The sequence below is a fragment of the Salinicoccus jeotgali genome (genome assembly GCF_055379195.1).
In genome coordinates, this window is record NZ_AP043830.1 from 1,637,899 (window position 1) to 1,658,236 (window position 20,338).

A 20,338-nucleotide genomic window follows, 5' to 3' on the forward strand; every position below is an offset into this window, starting at 1 on the left:
AACCCCAAGAGAGGAGACTCATTCAGTTTCTGCGATGTTTTCCATATAGAATGCTTCAGGCACCATGATTTCAAGATGTTGCTTCAAATTGGTGAAATGCGCGGGTAAAATCCCTCCAAATTCACCGTCCAGATTGAGCTGCACTTCCTCAAATGAGGAAATGTCGATTTCCTCAGCTTTGAACAGATGTACTTTAGGATGCTTGAGGTGCTCCCCCCTCGTCGCAAGCGTCATGATGTGCCCGATCTCAGTCAGGCTTGCCTCCTCGACTATGATGAGGGTGAATTTCCCGTCATTCAACTTGGCATCAGCAACAAGTTTATCGAATCCGCCGATTGAATTCGTCAATCCTAAAAGGAACAGCATGACTTTGCCTTCGAATACATTGTCATCATATTCGATTCTGACGTTACTGCTTCTGATCTGAGGTAGCATCTCAATCCCCTTTACATAATAGGCAAGCGGTCCGATGATGGCCTTCAATTTACTTGGCGCCTCGTAGGACACTTCAGTGATTTTACCGCCGCCTGCGATATTGATGAAGTATTTGCTGTTCATCAGTCCTATATCGATGCGTGCCCCCCGTCCATGGATGATGGTATCCACAGCTTCCATCAGATCTGCAGGGATATGGAGTGCATTGGCGAAGTCGTTGACTGTACCCATGGGGATGATACCAAGTGCCGGACGCTGATCGAATTCAGCCATACCGTTCACCACTTCATTGACAGTCCCGTCACCCCCTGCGGCAATAATGAGGTCAAAATTCATTTCACATGCTTTTCGCGCTGCGAGAGTCGCATCTCCAGCTTGTGTTGTGGCATGCGTACTTGTTATGTAGCCATTGACTTCGAACCGTTCCAGGACTTCAGACAATGATTTTTTGAATATTTCCCTGCCTGAGGTCGGGTTATATATGATTCTGGCTGTTTTCATTTTCTCCTCCCACTGCTGCTTTTAGTGTAGCCATAAAATAGATAGACGCTGAGTATGAAAACGATGACCTGCAGCACCCGTGTGAGCCCGATATTACCGGTCGTGGATACGAGGATCATCAGTAGGATCAGGATGCAGTTGCCGATGAATACCATCCTATACATTATCCAATTCCTCTTGTTCATTCAGTATGTCATCAAAAAGCAGCGCTTTCTCCTGTTCATATTCTGCGCCAGTGATTTCCTGATTGCTCAATGCTGTCTTCAATTGCCTGAATCGCCTTCTATGCTTCTCATTCTCCCCAATCGCCTTCTTGCAATGAAGGATCGCACCTTTCTTATCGGATGTGTGATGCATCAGGATAAATTTCACCTTGTGATCCCCATGTTCATGTTCAAGTACGACTTCTTCAGAAAAAATTTCAGGAAGGTCGCTTACGGGCGTGAAGCCTTCTTCTGCAATTGCCTCAGCCAACGCATATCCTTTCCCATTCTTCAGCAGGACGAGCACATCAATGTCACCAGCCATGTCCATATACACGTCGCTCGTCGAACCGATGTGATGGATTTCTTTGACACTCGACTTCAAATAGTTGAGTATCCGGAGTGAAGCCTCCACATAATGTTCTGTTATTTTAATATAATCATTGTTTTTATCCATTTATGATCATTCCCAAATATGTCATTCATAATACCAGTCATTACTCATCAATCTAATGACTAAATTTTTAATATATATATCAGAATACCATATATGGTCCCTATAATGCATAGACGAATCAAAGGCATCCATTTTGTAGGGGATCACAGTCAAAAAACGCCCGAGTGGATCGGCCACTCGAGCGCTGTCGATTGTTATCTCTTATTGATTTCTTCAAGAAGTATCTCATTGACCTTCTGCGGGTTCGCCTGTCCTTTTGACTGTTTCATGATCTGGCCGATCAGGAAACCGGTTGCCCGGTCCTTGCCGTTCTTATAATCTTCTATCGATTGTGGATTCTGATCGAGTACAGCGGTCACCATATCACCAAGTATTTTAGGGTCTGAGATCTGTTCCATGCCAAGGTCTTTAACGACTTTCCTGGCCTCTCCACCGTTTTCGACAAGCACATTAAATACTTTTTTAGCCTGTTTACTTGAAATGGTGCCCTCTTCAATCAATTTGATCATACCCGATAGATTTTCAGGAGTCAGTTTTGTCTCGGACAATTCCATCTGCTGTTTGTTGAGGTATTCGTTGACGCCTCCCATCAGCCAATTGGATGCCTGTTTGACATCCGACCCATGGGTTTCCACCATTGCATTAAAGAAGTCCGATGTCTCTTTTTTCAGAGTGAGTACATGTGCATCGTATGCCGGCAGGCCATATTCTTCAACGTACTTCTCTTTAAGTGCGTCCGGCAGAAGTGGAATCTGCGCCTTGATTTCATCTTTCCACTCCTGATCGATGCGGATCTGCACCAGATCGGGTTCAGGGAAGTATCTATAGTCATCTGAGCCTTCTTTTACGCGCATAAGCAGGGTCTCACCTGTCTTCTCATCAAAACGACGCGTCTCTTGGGCGATTTCTCCGCCTTTCATCAAAACCTTTTCTTGGCGTTTCTCTTCAAATTCCAGCCCTTTTCTGACAAAGCTGAAGGAGTTCAGGTTCTTGAGCTCTGTCTTGGTGCCGAACGCTTCCTGTCCGTATGGCCGAAGCGAGAGGTTGGCATCACATCTGAGCGATCCTTCTTCCATTTTGCAGTCGGAAACTCCTGTATATTGGATGATGGCCTTCAGTTTTTCAAGATAGGCATAAGCTTCTTCCGGCGTCCTGATGTCCGGCTCGGAAACGATTTCGACGAGCGGCGTCCCTTGACGGTTGAGGTCTACCAGGGAATGGTCGTCTCTATGGGTCGACTTGCCGGCATCTTCCTCCAGGTGGAGACGCGTGATGCCGATACGCCGGGTTTCCCCGCCGACTTCTATATCTATCCAACCATTTTCGCCAATTGGCTTGTCGAACTGGGAAATCTGATAAGCTTTCGGATTGTCCGGATAAAAATAGTTCTTCCGGTCGAATTTTGTGACGTCCGCAATATCCATATTGAGTGCCATCGCTGCTTTCATGCCGAAATCAACAGCCTGCTTGTTCGGCACAGGCAGCGTGCCTGGATAGGCCAGGTCGATGACGCTCAAGTTGGTGTTGGGTTCAGCGCCAAAATGCGCTGGTGCATCTGAGAACATCTTCGTATTCGTTTTGAGCTCTACGTGGACTTCAAGTCCGATGACTGTTTCAAAATGCATTATTGCACCTCCATCTGCAGCTGCTTCAATTCTTCATGGAGATTGTACTGCGTCTCGAATTTATATGCTGCATTATATATTTTCTTTTCATCAAAATGATCTCCGATGAGCTGCAGGCCGAGAGGACGGCCGGAGCTGGCGAGACCAGATGGAATCGACAGGGCAGGCATTCCTGTAAGGTTGGCGGGGACAGTCAAGATGTCATCTTTATACATCTTCAGCTGATTATCTGCCTTCTCCCCGAGGTCATAGGCTGCCGTCGGTGTTGTAGGTCCGATGATCAGATCATATTCTTTGAATACGCCCTTCATCTCATCTTCTATGATGCTTCTTAGTTTTTGTGCACGGATATAGTGCTGATCATAATGGCCGGAGCTCAATACGAATGTACCGAGCAGGATGCGTCTTTTGACTTCATCTCCGAAGCCTTCTGCACGGGTTTTCTTATAGTGCTCTTCCAACGTTTCGGCACCTTCAGCCTTGTAGCCATAGCGGATACCATCAAAACGTGCCAGGTTTGAACTCGCTTCACTTGAAGCAATAAGGTAGTATGCACTGACTACATATTTCGTATGCGGAATGGAAACTTCTTCAACAGTCGCACCCATGGATTTGAACGTCTCCACCGCTTTCTTCACAGAATCTGAAACCTCGGAATCGACACTCTCCATGAATTCCTTAGGTACTGCTATCTTCATGCCGCTGATATCCTTGTCTATACCTCCAAGGAAATCATTATCCATATTCGGCACACTCGTCGCATCTTTTGTATGGGAGCCTGAAATATGCTCCAGTATCTTTGCATTGTCGCGCACATTTCTTGTGATGGGGCCAATCTGATCGAGTGAAGAGGCAAACGCTACCAGGCCGTAACGAGACACCCGTCCGTAGGTTGGCTTCATGCCGACGACGCCACAGAATGCAGCTGGCTGCCTGACAGAACCACCCGTATCAGACCCTAGGGAGAATGGTACGAAACCTGCTGCCACAGCAGCGGCCGAACCGCCTGATGAGCCGCCAGGCACTGCCTTTTGGTCCCACGGGTTGCGCGTAATTTTGAAGTAGGAATTCTCGGTGGAACCCCCCATCGCGAACTCATCCATATTCTGTTTGCCCATAAGTACGGCATTATCCTCATTCAACTTTTCCATAACTGTCGCATCATAGACCGGGTTGAAGTCTTCAAGCATGCGGCTTGCACATGTGGTCAGTATATCCTTTGTACAGATATTGTCTTTGATGCCCATCGGCACCCCAAAAAGTGCTCCAGTCATCTTATCTTCCTGCTGCAGCTGATCCAGTTTCTCAGCTTGCTCTATTGCCGCTTCTTTGTTTACAAATAAAAAAGAGCCGATTGTGTCATCGGAAGCTTCGATCCTCTCAAACAATGCCTTCACAACTTCAGAAGGTTTGATTTCCTTGGCCTGGATTTTTTCATACAGTTCTTCAACCGTTAATTCATGTATATTCACTTTAGCCCTCCTTACAACATTTTTGGCACTTTGAATTGGCCATCTTCAACTGATTTTGCGTTGCGCATCGCTTCTTCCTGGGACAAAGGCTCTCCTGCAACGTCTTCGCGCAATATATTCGTCAAGTCCAAAGCGTGGAACATCGGTTCTGCCGAACTCAGGTCCACTTCATCAAGAAGATGGGCATAGTCGACAATTTTACTCAATTCCTCCGTGAGGGCTTCTGCAGCTTTTTCATCCTGCATTTCGATACGTGCGAGATTCGCAACGTGTTTTACTGTATCCACATTTATTTCGGACATTATGTTCCCTCCATTTCTTTATAAACAACATTTAAATTTTAACAAAAATCATTATAGAAATCCATTCAATCAACATTTATGGTGATTTGACCCTAAAAGTGTAAATTAGTTTTCTTTATTTTCTAAATTTTCCTTTTAATGAATCTTCTTTGTAGTATAATAAAACTGTGTAATTTTATACTTGCTACAGGCCTATAGCGTCAAGGTTTTTGCCTCGATTCTAGTTGCAAATCCATGAAAACGGTTTGCAATGGCGTTTTAGGTTTTGTATCGTATCAAAGGGGAGGAGATAAAATATGATACTGAATTCAGCACAATTCACGTTTACAGCTGGATTGCAGGAGTACATAATGATGGGTCTTTACTTTCTGATCCTCATCATTATCGGATTCTATGCATACAAGCAATCGACATCCGATCTTAGCGGTTACATGCTTGGTGGCCGTAATATCGGCCCTTGGGTAACTGCGTTATCGGCAGGGGCATCCGACATGAGCGGATGGATGCTGATGGGGCTGCCTGGCAGCATGTACAGCGTCGGGCTTTCCAGTCTCTGGATCGCCATCGGTCTGACTATAGGAGCCTACATCAACTATTGGGTGGTCGCACCGCGGCTCCGCGTCTATTCTGAAGTGTCCAATGATTCCATTACACTTCCGGACTTTTTTGAGAACCGTTTTAAGGACGACCAGCACATACTGAAAATTGTTTCAGGCGTCGTCATCGTAATATTCTTTGCAGTCTATACCGCAAGTGGAATGGTATCGGGAGGTAAACTCTTCGAGAGCGCCTTCAACGTTCCCTACCACTGGGGATTGTTCGTTACAGCCGGTGTTGTAGTCATCTACACATTCTTCGGTGGCTACCTGGCAGTCAGTCTGACTGACTTCTTCCAGGGGACGATCATGTTTATCGCAATATTTTTGATTCCGATCGTCGCTTGGCTGAATTTGACGGGTCAGGGTGTCGAACCATTTGTCAAGATTGAGGAGCTCGGCAACGCAGCTGACATCAACTACTTGTCATTTGTCGGTGGCGTCTCACTCATAACCATCCTGAGCAACCTCGCTTGGGGCTTTGGATACTTTGGCCAACCGCACATCATTGTGCGCTTCATGTCCATCAAGTCACATAAAATAGTGCCTAAGGCGCGCCGCATCGGCATCATCTGGATGGGCATCTCGCTACTTGGAGCAACTATAACGGGTCTGCTCGGTATTGCGTTCACCGACGCTACCGCAAACTCTGTATCCGATCCCGAAACCATCCTGATACTGATGAGCCAAGTGCTGTTCCACCCTCTTATCGGTGGTTTCTTCCTGGCAGCCATATTGGCGGCGATCATGAGCACCATTTCGTCCCAACTGCTGGTCACTTCGAGCTCGCTTGTCCAAGACTTCTATAAGATAATGAGAAGGAAGACGCTATCGAACGAATCTAAGACGAAAGAAGAGCTGGATCAGCACTTCGTCCTCCTGGGACGTCTATCCGTCATCCTCGTTGCTATCGTAGCGATCATCATCGCATGGGATGACGAATCCGTAATCCTTAACATCGTAGCTAACGCATGGGCCGGATTCGGTGCTGCATTCGGGCCACTAGTCGTCCTGTCCCTCCATTGGAAAGGTCTCACGCGTTCAGGCGCTGTATCTTCCATCATTGCAGGGGCTGCAACCGTCATCATCTGGATTGCAGCAGGAACTTTCGGTACAGGTCTTTATGAAATCATACCTGGCGTCATCGTATCTACGCTTGTCGCCGTCATAGTAAGTAAAATGACTAAAGGTACTGGTATAACGAAGGAAATGGAAGCCGAATTCGACGAAACGACCGACATCCTGAAAAACAATAGATAAACAGGATATATCTTTAAAGATCCTCAGTCCTTTCTGGACTGAGGATCTTTTTTATTCATATATATGGACTTCTACGGTGTTTTCTGCATTTTTTGTAATCAGTGCATATGACTTATTCTTGTCTTTAATCGAAATCTCCACTTCTATATCCCTGAAATGCTCTTCTACGAGTGTACCTACATATTGGGTCAGTCCGATCACTTCTCCACGGCTGCTATAGTCGAGTGGAATTTCGATGGAAATATGTTCAACCTTTCCATCTTTGAAGTATCCTTCGCCGATGGAAGTTGTGAAACTATCGAAATATGACTCGAGTTTGCGGTTGAAGTTTTTATAGTCACTGTTGACTTCTTCGCTGATGGCACTGGCTTCACTGGAAGGCAACAGCATATGTTTTTCATCGACGTCCTTGAAATCCCCTATTTTATCTTCCTCCGGTGCCGCCGTGCCTGTGGATACGAAACTTCCAGGGGTGATCGAATCTTCCTTTGATTGTATGAAGATCGCAAAGACGATTTCTAGATCCTTGTAGTCCTCATTCGCCCGGATCCTCTCAAGTATTTCTGCAGCCATCTTTTCGCCCTGCTGCTGGACGGTCGCCTTATCCAACTCTTCAGTGAAGACCTGCCCATGCTCTTCTTTCTGGTATTGGTATTCGCTGTTCATTGCGAGCCCGATGGTCATGCCGTTTAGAGCCAGTTCATCACCCTCACCACTCATATAATTCTGTTCCAATATGTGGGATAGATAGATTGGTGCGTTTTGTGCAACGGCTTCCGGGTCTGTCTCGCCTTCTGCAGAGGGATTCAACCCTAGATTGCTGAATGCATTATTCTGGGATTTCTCCTCCTCGCTCATCGCTGCTATCTCATCTTGCGTATAGCGTCGGCCGAGATAACCCTTCACCATTTCTTCTGTAAATATCTGGCCTTCCCGGAATGCATATTCTTTTGTCGGGAAAACATCCTTGCTCAGTTCGAACAATCCCTTTTCAAATGTTTCGATGTCATAGGAAGATGGCATATTGGCACTCGTCAGTCCTCTTGTCGGAGATATCTCGTAGGGAATTACAGTCCGGTAATGGGCTGTATCCGAAGCCCCTTCAGTCACAGTTTCTTCCTGTTTTTCGACAGGGGCGGTATTGACTTCTTCTGATTTACGTTCCTTTTCATTCTCTGAAACCTCTTCCTCACTCCCACATGCCGTGAGTATAAGCGACAAGGCCAAAATGACAAAAAGATTCTTCTTCATGACTGTCGCCCCGTTTTCTCTAAAAATTCCGCTTCGTCCCATACGCTTACACCAAGCGATTGCGCTGTTTCAAGTTTGCTTCCCGCCTCTTCTCCGGCGACAACCACATCCGTTTTTTGGGAAACGCTGCCTGTCACCTTGCCTCCAGCGTCCTCAATGAGTGCTTTGGCTTCGTTCCGGGTCAACTGCTCGAGTTTACCGGTCAGGACGAAGGTCATGCCTTCAAATGCATTGCCCGCTGCTTCCTGCACTTCTTCCGTCATATTCACGGAGTAGTGCTTCAATTTATCGACCAGCGCCTGAAAATCTGGATGATGGGTATAGGTCACTATCGAATCTGCAATCTTTTCACCGATTTCCGGAACCTCGACAAGTCGTTCTTTCGGCTGTGCCATGATTTCATCCATCGTACCGAATTCCTGTGCGATGAGTTCTGAAGCCTTTGCCCCGACAAACCGTATGCCAAGTCCGACGAGCAGCTTTCTGAGCGGATTGGATTTGGATGCTTCGATTGCTTCAAGTAAATTCGTAGTCTTTTTCTCTCCCATGCGCTCTAGAGGAAGCAGGTCTTCACGGGTGAGGGCATAGATATCTCCAACATCATTGATCAAACCGGCATCAAACAGCTGTTTGACGACCTTCTCTCCAAGTCCGTCGATATTCATGGCAGTACGGGAGACAAAATGGATCATTCCTTCAACAAGCTGTGCCGGACACCCAGGGTTGATGCAGCGGATCGCCACCTCATCTTCCAGCTTGACTGTTTCATGGCCACACCCCGGACATTCTGTCGGTGCTTTATAGACTTCCTGGTCTGTACGTTCCTCCAGTATCGGCCGCACGACTTCCGGGATGATGTCCCCTGCCTTTCTTATGATCACTTTATCGTTGATCCGGATGTCCTTCTCTTCGATGAGTTCATGGTTATGGAGTGAGGCACGGGCGACGGTCGTCCCCGCCACTTTCACCGGCTTCAAGATCGCAGTCGGTGTGATCGCACCGGTACGGCCGACGGTCAGCTCGATGTCGAGTAGATCTGTCACGACCTCTTCAGCAGGAAATTTATAGGCGATTGCCCAGCGCGGTGATTTCGCGGTGAACCCAAGCTGTTCCTGTGCATTTAGTGCGTTGACCTTAATCACTATGCCGTCTATATCATAGTCAAGATCATTGCGCCGGTTCGACCAGTACGCCACATAATCGAGGACCCCTTCGATATCATAGTCAAGATCATTGCGCCGGTTCGACCAGTACGCCACATAATCGAGGACCCCTTCGATATCATCGACAAGGCGACGTTCGCGGTTTGTTTTGAACCCTTCCTCATCGAGCCGCTTCAGCGCCTCATCCTGGGTCTTTGCCGAAAGCCCACTCAAATCATTTACACTATAGAGGAAAATCGACAAATTCCGTTTGCCTGCAAGTTTCGGGTCGAGCTGCCGCAATGAACCGGCCGCCGCATTCCTTGGATTCTGGAAAAGGGCTTCTCCTTTCGCTTCACGTGCTTCATTCAATTTTTCAAAAGCTGGCTTGGGCATATAGGCTTCGCCGCGCACTTCAAAGGATAACGGTGACGTCAGTTCCAGGGGGATCGCACGAATCGTTTTGAGGTTGGCCGTGATATCCTCACCGACCGTCCCGTCTCCGCGCGTTGCGCCCTGGACGAACCTGCCATTTTCATACTTCAGGGAGACGGCCAGGCCGTCGATCTTCAGTTCGCACATATATTCGACTCCCCCTACAGCCTCCTTGACCCTTTTATCGAAAGCGCGCAGGCTATCTTCATCGAAAGCATTGCCCAAGCTTAGCATTGGCGTATCATGCTGGACTTTCCTGAAACGGTCGAGTACGGCGCCGCCGACCCTTACCGTCGGTGAGGTATCCGTTTTGAATTCAGGATGCGCCGTCTCAAGTTCAATGAGCTCATGCAGCAGTTTGTCATATTCACTGTCCGGAACAGAAGGGGCATCCAGAACGTGGTATTCATAGTTATAGCGGTTGAGCTTATCCTGCAGTGCTTTAATTTTTTCTTCCATGAATCAACCTACTCCTTCTTCTCTATCGGTGCAAAGTTGGCGAGCAGACGTTTGACTCCCGCTTTCGTAAACACGATGTCAAGCTCCTGGCTATCCCCTTCACCTTTGATGCCGGAGATGATGCCGTCACCGAATTTTTTATGTTCCACTTTATCCCCAATCGAAAAAGTGACGCCGCTGTTGTTTGTGAGCACGCGGCTCCTTTTAGGCTTCCCGCTTCTTTTCTTCATGCCACCAGAAGCAGAACCCCCAACAGCTTCATTTCCCTCCACAAGCCTCTCCGGTATTTCAGAGAGGAAACGGCTCTGGATATTCGACTCCGTCTTGCCGAAGATCATCCGGCTGTTGGCGCGTGAGAGGAACAGCCGGTCTTCGGCCCGGGTCAATGCCACATACATAAGCCTCCGCTCCTCTTCGAGTTCCCTATCATCATAGGCCACCCGCCTTGATGGGAATATGCCTTCTTCCAGCCCGACTACGAAGACGACTTTGAATTCCAGACCTTTTGAGGCGTGCATCGTCATAAGCGTCACACCCGAGTCATCCTCCACGCTGTCCTGATCCGATACAAGCGCCATATCACTCAGGAAAGTAAAGAGCAATTCGTCGGATATTTCATTGTCCCGATCGAACTCCATGGTGACCGTCTTGAACTCTTCAAGATTCTCAAGCCGGCTTGTCGCCTCAATTGACTTCTCCCCTTCGAGCATCTTCCTGTAGCCACTATGCTTTAAGACTTCGTCCACAAGCTCCGTAATCGTCAGGAACCGTGATTTGTGCTTCAGGCTTTCCAGCAGATCGACAAGACCCATGAGTTTGACGACCGCTGTCTTCGGTATGCCGATGAAATCGGATTCCTTGATCGCTTCAAATATACTGATGCCCGTGTTCTGGCCATGGGCCTTCAACTTATCGATCGTCTTCGGACCAAGACCACGCTTTGGCGTATTGACGATACGCTCGAAGCTGATATCATCATTCGGATTCAATATTACCTTCAGATAACTCATAAGATCTTTGATTTCCTTACGATCGTAGAACTTCATCCCGCCCACCATCTTGTAGGGGATGTTCGATTTGACCAAGGCATCCTCTATGGCGCGTGATTGTGCGTTGGTCCGGTACAGCACGGCCATATCGCTGTAGGAATGCTCCCCGGAGAGTGATTGGATGTTGCCGATGATCGTTTCCGCCTCACCACGCTCCGAATCCGACACCATGAGCTGCAGTTTCGGCCCGCCGTCCCTGGCGGTACGCAGTGCCTTTGGTTTTCGTTCTGTATTGTTTTCTATGACCGCGTTCGCGGCATCCAGTATGTTCTTGCTTGAGCGGTAGTTCTGCTCGAGCGTTATGACGGTCGCTTCCGGGTAATCATCCTCAAAGTTGAGGATGTTTGAAATATCTGCCCCGCGGAATTTATAGATCGACTGATCGGAATCGCCGACGACGCATATATTGCGGTATTTTTCCGCCAGTTGGCTGATGAGCCGGTATTGTGCGTGGTTTGTATCCTGATACTCATCCACGTGTATATATTGGAAACGATTCTGGTAATGTTCAAGCACTTTCGGTTCCTTATCGAATAGTTCTATCGTCAGCATTATCAGGTCATCAAAATCAAGTGCACTGTTGCGGTAGAGGATGCGCTGATAGTCGCTGTACATTTCACTGTAGAGGGTATCCGGATAGGATGCCGCTTCACTGATTGCCTGGTCCGGTTTGATGAGTTGGTTCTTCTTGTCTGATATGTAGCCGATGATGTTTCTCGGGTTGTGCTGCTTGACATCCAGATTGCGCCGCTTCAGGATATCTTTAATCACCGATTTCTGATCTGTCGGATCCAGGATCGAGAAGCTGTTTTCATATCCGATGTAGTTGATGTTGCTCCTTAGTATGCGGACACACATGGAGTGGAAGGTTGATATCCACATGCTCGCCGCCCCACCGCCGACAAGGGCTGCCACCCGCTCCTTCATTTCGCGCGCTGCCTTATTCGTAAAAGTGATCGCAAGGATGTTGCGTGACGGCACTTCCTTCTCGCCGAGCAGATAGGTGATGCGGTGCGTCAGGACGCGCGTCTTGCCGCTTCCTGCCCCGGCCATGATCAGAAGCGGGCCCTCTGTAGTCTTTATTGCTTTTTTCTGTTCCTTGTTCATCAAGCTGAGATCCATATCCAAAACTCCAATTTATTTTATGATTGTCTTTAATGCTTTCTTCACACTATCGTATATGACGTTGCCGACGACGATTGTATCGGCATGCTCCGCCATTTCCTCTGCCTGTCCCCTAGTCGATATCCCGCCGCCATATATTATGTGGGAACGGGTTGTATGTTCACGCACGCGCTTCATCAGTTCAGGGTCTCCGTACATGCCGCTGTACTCGATATATATGTAGGGTACTTGATATAGTTTATCCAGCATGTTGATGTAATGGGGCAACATCTCATCCGTAATTTCCCTGCCCTGTGCTTTCTTGAACGCTTTGCTGTCGGGGTTCATGATGAGGTACGGCAGCAGGGAGACTTCATCATAATCGAGCAGATGCCCATAGTCCGCCAATGCATCCAGCATGATGCCATGCTGCCACTTGATGTCCCAAGTATTGAATACCGCTGGAATGAAATAGTGGTCAAATCCCGGTATGACTGCCTCAGGTGAGGTGACTTCAAGCGCCAGTGGCACTGCAAACCGCCTGACACGTGCCATAAGATTGAGTACGTTGTCTTCAGTGATGTTATCTGTCCCGCCGATGATTATCGCGTCTGTATTGGATTCACAGATGCGGGCCAGTGCCTCATCCCCGATTTCTTCAGCCGGATCCAGTTTAAATACATGCCTGCACTCTTCCATCATATACAAAACCCCCATCAAAATTCATATACATATTATAGCATTTTTACGGGCCTCCTGGCCTGCTATATGGACGATTTCAGAAGCTGCGAATAAAAAAAAGGCCTGGGCCTAAGGGCCCAGGTCATTCTAGTCGATGCCAAGATATTCTTCAAGGGACAGCCCGCTTTCGTATATCGCTTCCGCTTCATCTCCGACATAGCGCAGGTGCCATGGTTCGTACATATACCCTGTAATGTCTTCTTTGCCTTCAGGGTAGCGGACGATGAAGCCGTACTCATGGGCCACATCTTTCATCCATTCGTATTCGGGCGTCTCCCCGAATTCCGTCTTCAGATTTGCAGTGCTCTCCGCCGATCCCACATCTATCGTCAGGCCGGTCTGATGTTCCGAGTGCCCCGGCCGGGCACTGTAGCGGTCGGCCGCTTCCTTGCCTTCCCTTGCCACATATCTATTGTACAGGCCGACTTGATAATCGTAGGACCTGAACCCGCTGACCAGGATGAAATCAAGTCCTTCCTCAGCCCCATCACGGAACATCTGCTTATAGGATTCGACCACTTCCGGCTGCAGTCCAGGATTGTAGTCTTTTGGCAAGGCATATTCTTTGTTGGCTATAAGTATGCCGTCGACATAGGTCAGGCCGTCAACCACTTCTATATCCGGCACTGCTTGAAGCCTACCGATTTCAGCCGGTTCATAGGTCCGATCGAATGTCTCGTGCGGTCGAGTCTCAGCCTCTTCCAATCCTCTGCTGCAGGCGGCTGCTTGGAGAACCAACAGAAACAGCACCATGAACTTCAATAATCTACCCATCAAAAAGCTCCCTTGTTCCCTTTTGGTTTCAGATTATCATATTTCAGGCATCCAATGCACACTTATTCCAAACCTGCCCTCTTGAAGATGATGTCAACGCGTTTTAAGTGATGCGTTTCATCGAAGCAGTCCTCGATTTCTTCTGGTGACAACAATTCCTGGATGCGTTCATCCCCTTCCACAAGTTCACGGAAAGGCACTTTCGTCTCCCATGATTCCATCGCCTTCGGCTGCACGAGATCATACGCTTCTTCACGCACAAGCCCTTTATCGATCAGCGTAAGCATGACGCGCTGGGAGTAGACCAGGCCGAAGGTCTTGTCGATGTTCGCTTTCATGTTATCTTCAAACACAGTCAAGTTGCGGACGATGTTCGTGAAACGCCCGAGCATGTAGTCGAGTGCGATGGTGACGTCCGGCATCATGATGCGTTCCGCAGAGGAGTGGGAGATGTCACGTTCATGCCAGAGCGGCACGTTCTCATAGGCGGTCGTGATGTAGCCGCGGATCACCCGGGACAATCCAGTCACATTCTCGCTGCCGATCGGATTGCGTTTGTGCGGCATGGCGCTTGAACCTTTTTGGCCTTTGGCGAATGCCTCTTCGACTTCACGTGTTTCCGTCTTCTGCAAGCCACGTATCTCTACTGCAAACTTTTCGATGGATGTCGCAATCAATCCAAGCGTCGCAATATAGTAGGCATGACGGTCGCGCTGCAGTGTCTGTGTGGAGACTTCAGCTGCCCCGAGTCCGAGGTGTTCACATACATAACTTTCTACTTCAGGTGGTATATTGGCGAAAGTACCCACCGCCCCGCTCATTTTGCCGACTTCCACTTCTTTACGGACGTTTTTGAACCGTTCGAGATTGCGTTTCATTTCCATATACCATAATGCCATTTTGATGCCGAATGTCGTCGGTTCTGCATGGACGCCGTGGGTACGTCCCATCATCAATGTCTTCTTATGCGCTTTTGCCTTTTCCCCGAGTACTTCGATGAAGGCTTCAAGGTCTTTTTCTATAATCTCATTCGCCTGCTTGATGAGGTAGCTTTGTGCTGTGTCGACGACATCCGTCGAGGTCAGGCCATAATGGACCCACTTGCGCTCCTCTCCAAGCGTTTCAGATACTTGCCGCGTAAATGCGACGACATCATGGCGTGTTTCCATCTCTATTTCTTTGATGCGCTCCACATCGATCTTTGCATTCTTTCTGATTTCCTGCACTTCCGACTTTGGTATGTAACCGAGCTCCGCCCATGCTTCTGAAGCGAGTATCTCAACTTCGAGCCATGCCTCAAAACGGTTTTCTTCTGTCCAGATATTTGACATCTCTTCACGTGAATAACGGGAGATCATACATAAACACTCCTTAGATTTATTTCTATCTTATTATAACAAAATATATCAGAAAACGAACGTTTTATATTAATATTTTAAAAACGTTCGAAAAAATAGACGGATAAAATGATTTATCCGTCTATTCTTCAATCCTTTTTCCTTCAAATACAATTTCCTGGTGGTCGACCACACGTCGGCCTACCCGCTCGATGAAGACTGGCTGCTCCATGCGGCGGACGGGGGTATAGCCCGCCTCCCGCATGCGCGCGAGGCAATCAGCCGGTGATTCATCGCGCGCTACTCTAAACTTCTTCTTTTTTGGCATGTCTGTCATCTTCCAGTTCCTTTTCTTCGTAGATTTCTTCCAATACTTCTTCTACATTTTCAGGTTCGTAGTTCTTCAGGCGTTTGCGCCTGACTCCTTTAGTCCAGAAACCACCGTTGATGTTCTTCGGTTCATAGGCGATGATGAACGCCTTCTCATCGAGTTCCTTGATGGTCGCAATCAGTTTCCGTTCATATTTGCGCGGTGTCAATATCTGCATCGTCGTGCGCTGACCGTCGCGGCCATATTGATAGCCATGGGTCACCCCATAACCCAAATCCCGTATGTTGGTCGGCAAGTCCTTATCCTTTTCAGCTGTAATGACATTTACGACCAAATAGCCGAGCGCCAGCTTCTCTTCAATCTTCAGTCCAACAAGGATCCCTGCCCCGAAACCAAGGGCATAGGCGATGACGTTCTGGAATTGGTCCAGGTTCTCAAGTACGAGACCAAGGCCGATGACATAGACCAACGTCTCCATGATGCTGAAGCTTGCTGCCGTATAACGGTAGCCTTTCAGGGTCGCGATTGTCCGCATCGTCAGAAAGCTGACATAAATGATATTGATGACGAATATGACCAGCACCATCAGCCAGGGGTTTTCAGATATAGTTGCAATCATTCCATTCTACCTTTCTAATCTGAGTTTTAATTGGTATCCGCCGGGTCATAAGCAGGTCGGTTATACCTATGATACGGGAGGTCGCGTTTGTGCTGCGTCCGCTTATACCACCCGGTGATGGTCCTGTAGTCCGCCGGTGACACTTCGCGTCCTTCCAGGAAATCATCAATCGCATCATATGTGACGCCAAGTGCCTCTTCATCCCCGATCATCGGCCGGTCGTCTTCTAAGTCTGCTGTCGGCACTTTATTGACGAGGTGGTCCGGGGCGCCCAGATATTCCATGATCTGCTTGCCCTGGCGTTTGTTCAAGCCATAGAGCGGCATGAGGTCCGCTGCACCGTCACCATACTTTGTATAGAAGCCCGTTATGGCTTCAGCTGCATGATCGGCACCGAGTACCACACCGCCTGTTGCAGCGGCGACAGCGTACTGGGCCTTCATGCGCTCCCTCGCCTTTTCATTGCCTTCGACGAAATCACTCAATTCGTAATCTGCCTCATGCAGGGAGGCGATGCTTGCATCAACGGCAGGTTTTATATCAATTGTCGCCCTGTGGGTCGGCTGGATGAAATCCAGTGCATCGATGGCATCCTGTTCATCATTCTGTTTCCCATAGGGCAGGCGCAATGCATGAAATGCATATTCCCCCTCGTGTTCCTCATTCAGCTCATCTGTGGCCATTTGCGCCAATCTGCCGAGCAGGGTCGAGTCCTGGCCGCCTGAGATGCCGAGCACGAACGACTTGATGAACGGGTGCTTCAGCGCATACTCCTTAATGAAATCAATGATCTCACGCGCTTCACTTTCAGGTTCTATTTGGGGTTTGGCATGAAGTTTCTCCACTATTTCCTGCTGCAACATTTGCATCACTTCCTTACTCCAATTTTTTATTGCTTGCTTCTTCTATAAGATCCTGTTTTATCTGCCACAGTTCCTTCGACAAGTCGACCGGGTACTCCTCCGGGTTCAAGAAGCGTTGATATTCTTCCCACAACACTTTGAGGCTTGCGGCGTGCCGGGCTTTAATATCATCGATTGTCTCCTGTTCGTACACACATTCGCCGTCGACAAATATATCCTTCATCAGTTCCACGGCTTCATACGAACGGATAAGCTTACGCTTCATCGTATGGAGCGGGTGGAACATCAGTAGGGGATCTTCCTTCATCTCTTCCCCGAAGTGAGTGATGTATTCACCTTCTGACATGCCGGTATTGCGGTTGATGATCCTGTAGACGTTCTTCTTGCCGGGCGTCGTCACCTTTTCGGGGTTCCCCGAAATTTTTATCCTGTTTTCAAGTTCGCCTGCCTCATTTTCAATCGCCACAAGCTTATAGACTGCTCCGAGCGCAGGCTGGTCGAAGGCTGTTATCAGTTTTGTCCCGATGCCCCAACCATCTACTTTTGCGCCTTGGGATAACAGTGACAGGATCGTCATTTCATCCAAGTCGTTCGAGACGATGATCTTAGCATCTGTCAAACCTGCTTCATCCAGCATTTTACGGGCCTCTTTGGATAAATAGGCAATGTCCCCGGAGTCCAGCCGGATACCGATGAAATTGATCTTATCCCCGTACTCCTTCGCCACACGGATGGCGTTTGGCACGCCGGACTTCAATGTATCAAACGTATCCACGAGGAAGACGCAGTTTTTATGTGTTTCTGCATAGGCCTTAAACGCTTCATAATCATCGCCATAAGCCTGCACCATGGAATGTGCATGCGTGCCACTCGCCTCCAGCCCAAACAGCTTCGCTGCACGGACATTACTTGTGGCGTCAAAGCCGCCGATTACAGCCGCTCGCGCGCCCCATAGAGCCGCGTCGAATTCATGGGCTCGGCGTGTACCGAATTCCATCAGCATGTCGTTCGGCACAACTTGGCGCATTCTGCTCGCCTTTGTGGCAATGAGCGTCTGGAAATTGACGATATTGAGTAACGCAGTCTCGATAAGCTGTGCCTCTATGATTGGTGCTTCAACTTGCACGAGTGGCATGTTGTTAAAGACGACTTCCCCTTCCTCAACAGCGCGCACCTTGCCAGTGAACCTCAAATCTTTGAGGTAGTCCAGGAAATTCTCCTCATAGCCGATGGAGCGCAGATAATCGATATCACTTTCTGTAAATTTCAGGTTGCTTAGAAAACTGATGATGCGCTGCAAGCCGGCAAAGACCGCATAACCATTGTCAAATGGCATGTTCCGGAAGTACAGGTCGAACACCGCTGTACGGTCCTCAAGCCCTTGCTCTAAATAGGTCTTGCCCATATTGATTTGATATAGATCGGTATGCAGCATAAAACTGTCATCTTCGTGTTGATACATTTTGTCTCGTCCCTCCATGAAGTGCTGAAAATCAGTTATACTCATTTTAGCACATCTGACTTCCATACAAACAGAAATGACTGGAGGGATCACATGAAATTGGATAGTTTCAAGATGCGCTTCATCGTACTTTCATTCATCGTCGCGATATCGGGGTTTTCGCAAGGTATGCTGCTGCCGCTTATTTCTTTCATATTTGAGCAGCAGGAAGTAAATGCCACGCTCAACGGCCTCCATGCTTCAGGGCTTTACATAGGTGTCCTGATCTCATCTCTTTTCATCGAGGCGCCACTTAGGAAATATGGGTTCAAACCGATGATCATCACCGGGGGCATCATAGTCGGACTCTCCCTTCTATTGTTCCCGGTGCTTGAAACCATCTGGCTGTGGTTCCTGCTTCGTCTCCTTGTTGGAATCGGGGATAACGTACTGCACTTCAGCACCCAGACGTGGCTCACCCAGACGACGCCGCAGCATAAACTCGGCCGCATCGTTGCATTCTACGGTCTATTCTTTTCTTTCGGTTTCATGATCGGACCTAAGATCAGTGAGCTTGTTACGGTATGGGAGCCACTCCCGTTCATCGTCTCAGGTTTGTTGACCATGATTGGTTGGCCGCTCATCTTCCTGCTGAAGGACGCATCAGGCGCAAAACCAATCGATTCCGGGGTCCCGATCACCGTCTTCAATACATTCCGCAATTTCAAAAATGTGCTCGCCACAAGTTGGATCGCCTTTTTGTTCCCGATGCTGTTTGGTGTGTTCGAGGCATCCTTGAACAGCAACTTTCCGGTATTCGCCATCCGCAATGGCTTCAGCCTGTCGGCCATCACCTGGATACTCCCGGCCTTCAGCCTCGGTGCCATACTGCTTCAGGTACCGATCGGCATACTTGGCGACCGCATCGGCCGCCGGCGCCTGATGCCCATTCTGCTCGCCACAGGCATCCTGCTCTTTTTGGCCATGGAAGCGTTCAATACTTCCTTTGTCATGCTGCTTATATTGTTCATCCTGGCAGGTGTCGCCGTGGGTTCCATGTATTCGCTTGGCATCAGCTACATGACCGACATCACACCCAAATATAACTTGCCGGCTGGCAATCTGATGGCTGGCATCATGTTCAGTCTCGGCAGTATCGTCGGGCCGGTCATTGGAGGTGCGGTCATCAGTGCCAGCAAAGGGTCCCTCTACTTCATCTTCTTTGCCGCAGCAATCACCCTGGTTCTGATGATGGATATATTATTTAGATACAAGCGCCCAAATGTGGCACAATAAAGGCAGCACTACACCCGACAACATAAAGGAGGAAATGAAATTGAAAAATGCATTATTGGTCATCGACTACTCTTATGATTTCGCTGCACCCGACGGCAAATTGACAGCGGGAGAAGCAGGGCGCGCCATCCAAGGGGACATCGCCGAAAAAATCAGGGAAGCCCACAAAAAAGGCACGCCCATCTTCTTTATGATGGACCTTCACTACGAAGAAGACATGCACCATCCAGAATCCCGGCTGTTCCCGCCGCACAATATAGAGGGCATGCCGGGACGCGAACTCTACGGCACCGTTCTCGAGGCATATGAGACCATCAAGGGAGACCCCGATGTATTCTTCCTCGACAAGCGACGCTACAGCGCATTTGCCGGCACACCTCTGGATCAGCTGCTTCAGGAAAGGGGCATCAACACCGTAACGCTGACCGGACTGGTCACAGACATCTGCATCATGCACACGGCGGTTGACGCCTACAACCATGGTTATGGCATCGTCGTGCCGGAATCATGTGTGGCCTCCTTCAATCCGGAAGGGCACCGTTACGCACTCGACCACTTCAAAAATACACTTGGTGCCACAATAGAACCCTAGCTGAATGCATGGTCCGGTGATAAAATGGGAATAGTAGAACATAACCTAAAGGA

Annotated in this window: 19 protein-coding genes; 3 read left to right on the top strand and 16 right to left on the bottom strand. The window is 48.6% G+C overall.

Annotation, left to right across the window (positions count from 1 at the left end):
* Positions 1-18 precede the first annotated feature (18 nt).
* From ACZ43I_RS08500 to gatC, 6 genes are all read right to left on the bottom strand, one after another.
* A complete protein-coding gene (locus ACZ43I_RS08500; RefSeq protein ID WP_344700643.1) occupies positions 19-936 on the bottom strand; it encodes a diacylglycerol kinase in 918 nt (305 codons plus the stop codon).
* The gene (locus ACZ43I_RS08505; protein ID WP_344700642.1) at positions 933-1,100 is read right to left on the bottom strand and encodes a hypothetical protein; all 168 of its coding nucleotides are present in this window, start codon (positions 1,098-1,100) and stop codon (positions 933-935) included. The genes ACZ43I_RS08500 and ACZ43I_RS08505 overlap by 4 nt, the downstream gene beginning before the upstream one ends.
* Positions 1,093-1,596, bottom strand: a complete 504-nt coding sequence (locus ACZ43I_RS08510) for a GrpB family protein (RefSeq protein WP_344700641.1) — start codon at positions 1,594-1,596, stop codon at positions 1,093-1,095. Before ACZ43I_RS08510 ends, ACZ43I_RS08505 begins: the two co-directional genes overlap by 8 nt.
* 194 nt (positions 1,597-1,790) lie before the next feature.
* Positions 1,791-3,221 carry an Asp-tRNA(Asn)/Glu-tRNA(Gln) amidotransferase subunit GatB gene (gatB, locus tag ACZ43I_RS08515; protein ID WP_344700640.1) on the bottom strand — a complete coding sequence of 477 codons (1,431 nt, stop codon included), beginning with the start codon at positions 3,219-3,221 and terminating at the stop codon, positions 1,791-1,793.
* Positions 3,221-4,693: an Asp-tRNA(Asn)/Glu-tRNA(Gln) amidotransferase subunit GatA gene (gene gatA / locus ACZ43I_RS08520; protein ID WP_344700639.1), complete on the bottom strand. Its 1,473-nt coding sequence runs from the start codon at positions 4,691-4,693 to the stop codon at positions 3,221-3,223. Before gatA ends, gatB begins: the two co-directional genes overlap by 1 nt.
* Before the next feature lie 11 nt (positions 4,694-4,704).
* Positions 4,705-4,995, bottom strand: coding sequence for an Asp-tRNA(Asn)/Glu-tRNA(Gln) amidotransferase subunit GatC (gene gatC / locus ACZ43I_RS08525; RefSeq protein WP_344700638.1), 291 nt, complete (start codon positions 4,993-4,995; stop codon positions 4,705-4,707).
* Between the two features lie 296 nt (positions 4,996-5,291).
* Here gatC and putP point away from each other — a divergent pair, with 296 nt between their 5' ends.
* A complete protein-coding gene (putP, locus tag ACZ43I_RS08530) occupies positions 5,292-6,851 on the top strand; it encodes a sodium/proline symporter PutP (protein WP_344700637.1) in 1,560 nt (519 codons plus the stop codon).
* A gap of 51 nt (positions 6,852-6,902) precedes the next feature.
* Here putP and ACZ43I_RS08535 read toward each other — a convergent pair whose 3' ends face one another.
* From ACZ43I_RS08535 to ACZ43I_RS08580, 10 genes are all read right to left on the bottom strand, one after another.
* Positions 6,903-8,102: a CamS family sex pheromone protein gene (locus ACZ43I_RS08535; protein ID WP_344700636.1), complete on the bottom strand. Its 1,200-nt coding sequence runs from the start codon at positions 8,100-8,102 to the stop codon at positions 6,903-6,905.
* Entirely contained in the window at positions 8,099-10,138 is a 2,040-nt protein-coding gene (gene ligA / locus ACZ43I_RS08540; RefSeq protein WP_344700635.1) for an NAD-dependent DNA ligase LigA, read from the bottom strand. Before ligA ends, ACZ43I_RS08535 begins: the two co-directional genes overlap by 4 nt.
* A gap of 8 nt (positions 10,139-10,146) precedes the next feature.
* Positions 10,147-12,315, bottom strand: a complete 2,169-nt coding sequence (gene pcrA, locus ACZ43I_RS08545; RefSeq protein ID WP_464761462.1) for a DNA helicase PcrA — start codon at positions 12,313-12,315, stop codon at positions 10,147-10,149.
* 9 nt (positions 12,316-12,324) lie between these two features.
* Positions 12,325-12,999, bottom strand: coding sequence for a heptaprenylglyceryl phosphate synthase (pcrB, locus tag ACZ43I_RS08550; protein ID WP_344700633.1), 675 nt, complete (start codon positions 12,997-12,999; stop codon positions 12,325-12,327).
* 120 nt (positions 13,000-13,119) lie between these two features.
* Positions 13,120-13,806, bottom strand: coding sequence for a M15 family metallopeptidase (locus ACZ43I_RS08555; RefSeq protein ID WP_344700632.1), 687 nt, complete (start codon positions 13,804-13,806; stop codon positions 13,120-13,122).
* Positions 13,807-13,868: 62 nt separating this feature from the next.
* The gene (purB, locus tag ACZ43I_RS08560; protein WP_344700631.1) at positions 13,869-15,164 is read right to left on the bottom strand and encodes an adenylosuccinate lyase; all 1,296 of its coding nucleotides are present in this window, start codon (positions 15,162-15,164) and stop codon (positions 13,869-13,871) included.
* A gap of 121 nt (positions 15,165-15,285) precedes the next feature.
* Positions 15,286-15,471 carry an NETI motif-containing protein gene (locus ACZ43I_RS08565; RefSeq protein ID WP_425568259.1) on the bottom strand — a complete coding sequence of 62 codons (186 nt, stop codon included), beginning with the start codon at positions 15,469-15,471 and terminating at the stop codon, positions 15,286-15,288.
* Positions 15,449-16,093, bottom strand: coding sequence for a DUF2179 domain-containing protein (locus tag ACZ43I_RS08570; RefSeq protein ID WP_425568258.1), 645 nt, complete (start codon positions 16,091-16,093; stop codon positions 15,449-15,451). The genes ACZ43I_RS08565 and ACZ43I_RS08570 overlap by 23 nt, the downstream gene beginning before the upstream one ends.
* Before the next feature lie 26 nt (positions 16,094-16,119).
* Positions 16,120-16,962, bottom strand: coding sequence for an ammonia-dependent NAD(+) synthetase (gene nadE, locus ACZ43I_RS08575; RefSeq protein ID WP_344700686.1), 843 nt, complete (start codon positions 16,960-16,962; stop codon positions 16,120-16,122).
* Between the two features lie 7 nt (positions 16,963-16,969).
* On the bottom strand, positions 16,970-18,418 hold the full coding sequence (locus tag ACZ43I_RS08580; protein WP_344700629.1) for a nicotinate phosphoribosyltransferase: 1,449 nt from the start codon (positions 18,416-18,418) through the stop codon (positions 16,970-16,972).
* Between the two features lie 93 nt (positions 18,419-18,511).
* Here ACZ43I_RS08580 and ACZ43I_RS08585 point away from each other — a divergent pair, with 93 nt between their 5' ends.
* Together ACZ43I_RS08585 and ACZ43I_RS08590 are read left to right on the top strand one after the other, a co-directional pair.
* Entirely contained in the window at positions 18,512-19,693 is a 1,182-nt protein-coding gene (locus tag ACZ43I_RS08585) for an MFS transporter (RefSeq protein ID WP_464761466.1), read from the top strand.
* Between the two features lie 34 nt (positions 19,694-19,727).
* On the top strand, positions 19,728-20,285 hold the full coding sequence (locus tag ACZ43I_RS08590) for a cysteine hydrolase family protein (RefSeq protein WP_464761468.1): 558 nt from the start codon (positions 19,728-19,730) through the stop codon (positions 20,283-20,285).
* Positions 20,286-20,338: the final 53 nt, after the last annotated feature.

Excerpts from the sequence above, each read along its gene's own strand:
- ACZ43I_RS08500 (WP_344700643.1), bottom strand. The coding sequence starts at position 936 with ATGAAAACAGCCAGAATCATATATAACCCGACCTCAGGCAGGGAAATA.
- ACZ43I_RS08505 (WP_344700642.1), bottom strand. The coding sequence starts at position 1,100 with ATGTATAGGATGGTATTCATCGGCAACTGCATCCTGATCCTACTGATG.
- ACZ43I_RS08510 (WP_344700641.1), bottom strand. The coding sequence starts at position 1,596 with ATGGATAAAAACAATGATTATATTAAAATAACAGAACATTATGTGGAG.
- gatB (WP_344700640.1), bottom strand. The coding sequence starts at position 3,221 with ATGCATTTTGAAACAGTCATCGGACTTGAAGTCCACGTAGAGCTCAAA.
- gatC (WP_344700638.1), bottom strand. The coding sequence starts at position 4,995 with ATGTCCGAAATAAATGTGGATACAGTAAAACACGTTGCGAATCTCGCA.
- putP (WP_344700637.1), top strand. The coding sequence starts at position 5,292 with ATGATACTGAATTCAGCACAATTCACGTTTACAGCTGGATTGCAGGAG.
- ACZ43I_RS08535 (WP_344700636.1), bottom strand. The coding sequence starts at position 8,102 with ATGAAGAAGAATCTTTTTGTCATTTTGGCCTTGTCGCTTATACTCACG.
- ligA (WP_344700635.1), bottom strand. The coding sequence starts at position 10,138 with ATGGAAGAAAAAATTAAAGCACTGCAGGATAAGCTCAACCGCTATAAC.
- ACZ43I_RS08555 (WP_344700632.1), bottom strand. The coding sequence starts at position 13,806 with ATGGGTAGATTATTGAAGTTCATGGTGCTGTTTCTGTTGGTTCTCCAA.
- purB (WP_344700631.1), bottom strand. The coding sequence starts at position 15,164 with ATGATCTCCCGTTATTCACGTGAAGAGATGTCAAATATCTGGACAGAA.
- ACZ43I_RS08565 (WP_425568259.1), bottom strand. The coding sequence starts at position 15,471 with ATGCCAAAAAAGAAGAAGTTTAGAGTAGCGCGCGATGAATCACCGGCT.
- ACZ43I_RS08570 (WP_425568258.1), bottom strand. The coding sequence starts at position 16,093 with ATGATTGCAACTATATCTGAAAACCCCTGGCTGATGGTGCTGGTCATA.
- nadE (WP_344700686.1), bottom strand. The coding sequence starts at position 16,962 with ATGCAAATGTTGCAGCAGGAAATAGTGGAGAAACTTCATGCCAAACCC.
- ACZ43I_RS08580 (WP_344700629.1), bottom strand. The coding sequence starts at position 18,418 with ATGTATCAACACGAAGATGACAGTTTTATGCTGCATACCGATCTATAT.
- ACZ43I_RS08585 (WP_464761466.1), top strand. The coding sequence starts at position 18,512 with ATGAAATTGGATAGTTTCAAGATGCGCTTCATCGTACTTTCATTCATC.
- ACZ43I_RS08590 (WP_464761468.1), top strand. The coding sequence starts at position 19,728 with ATGAAATTGAAAAATGCATTATTGGTCATCGACTACTCTTATGATTTC.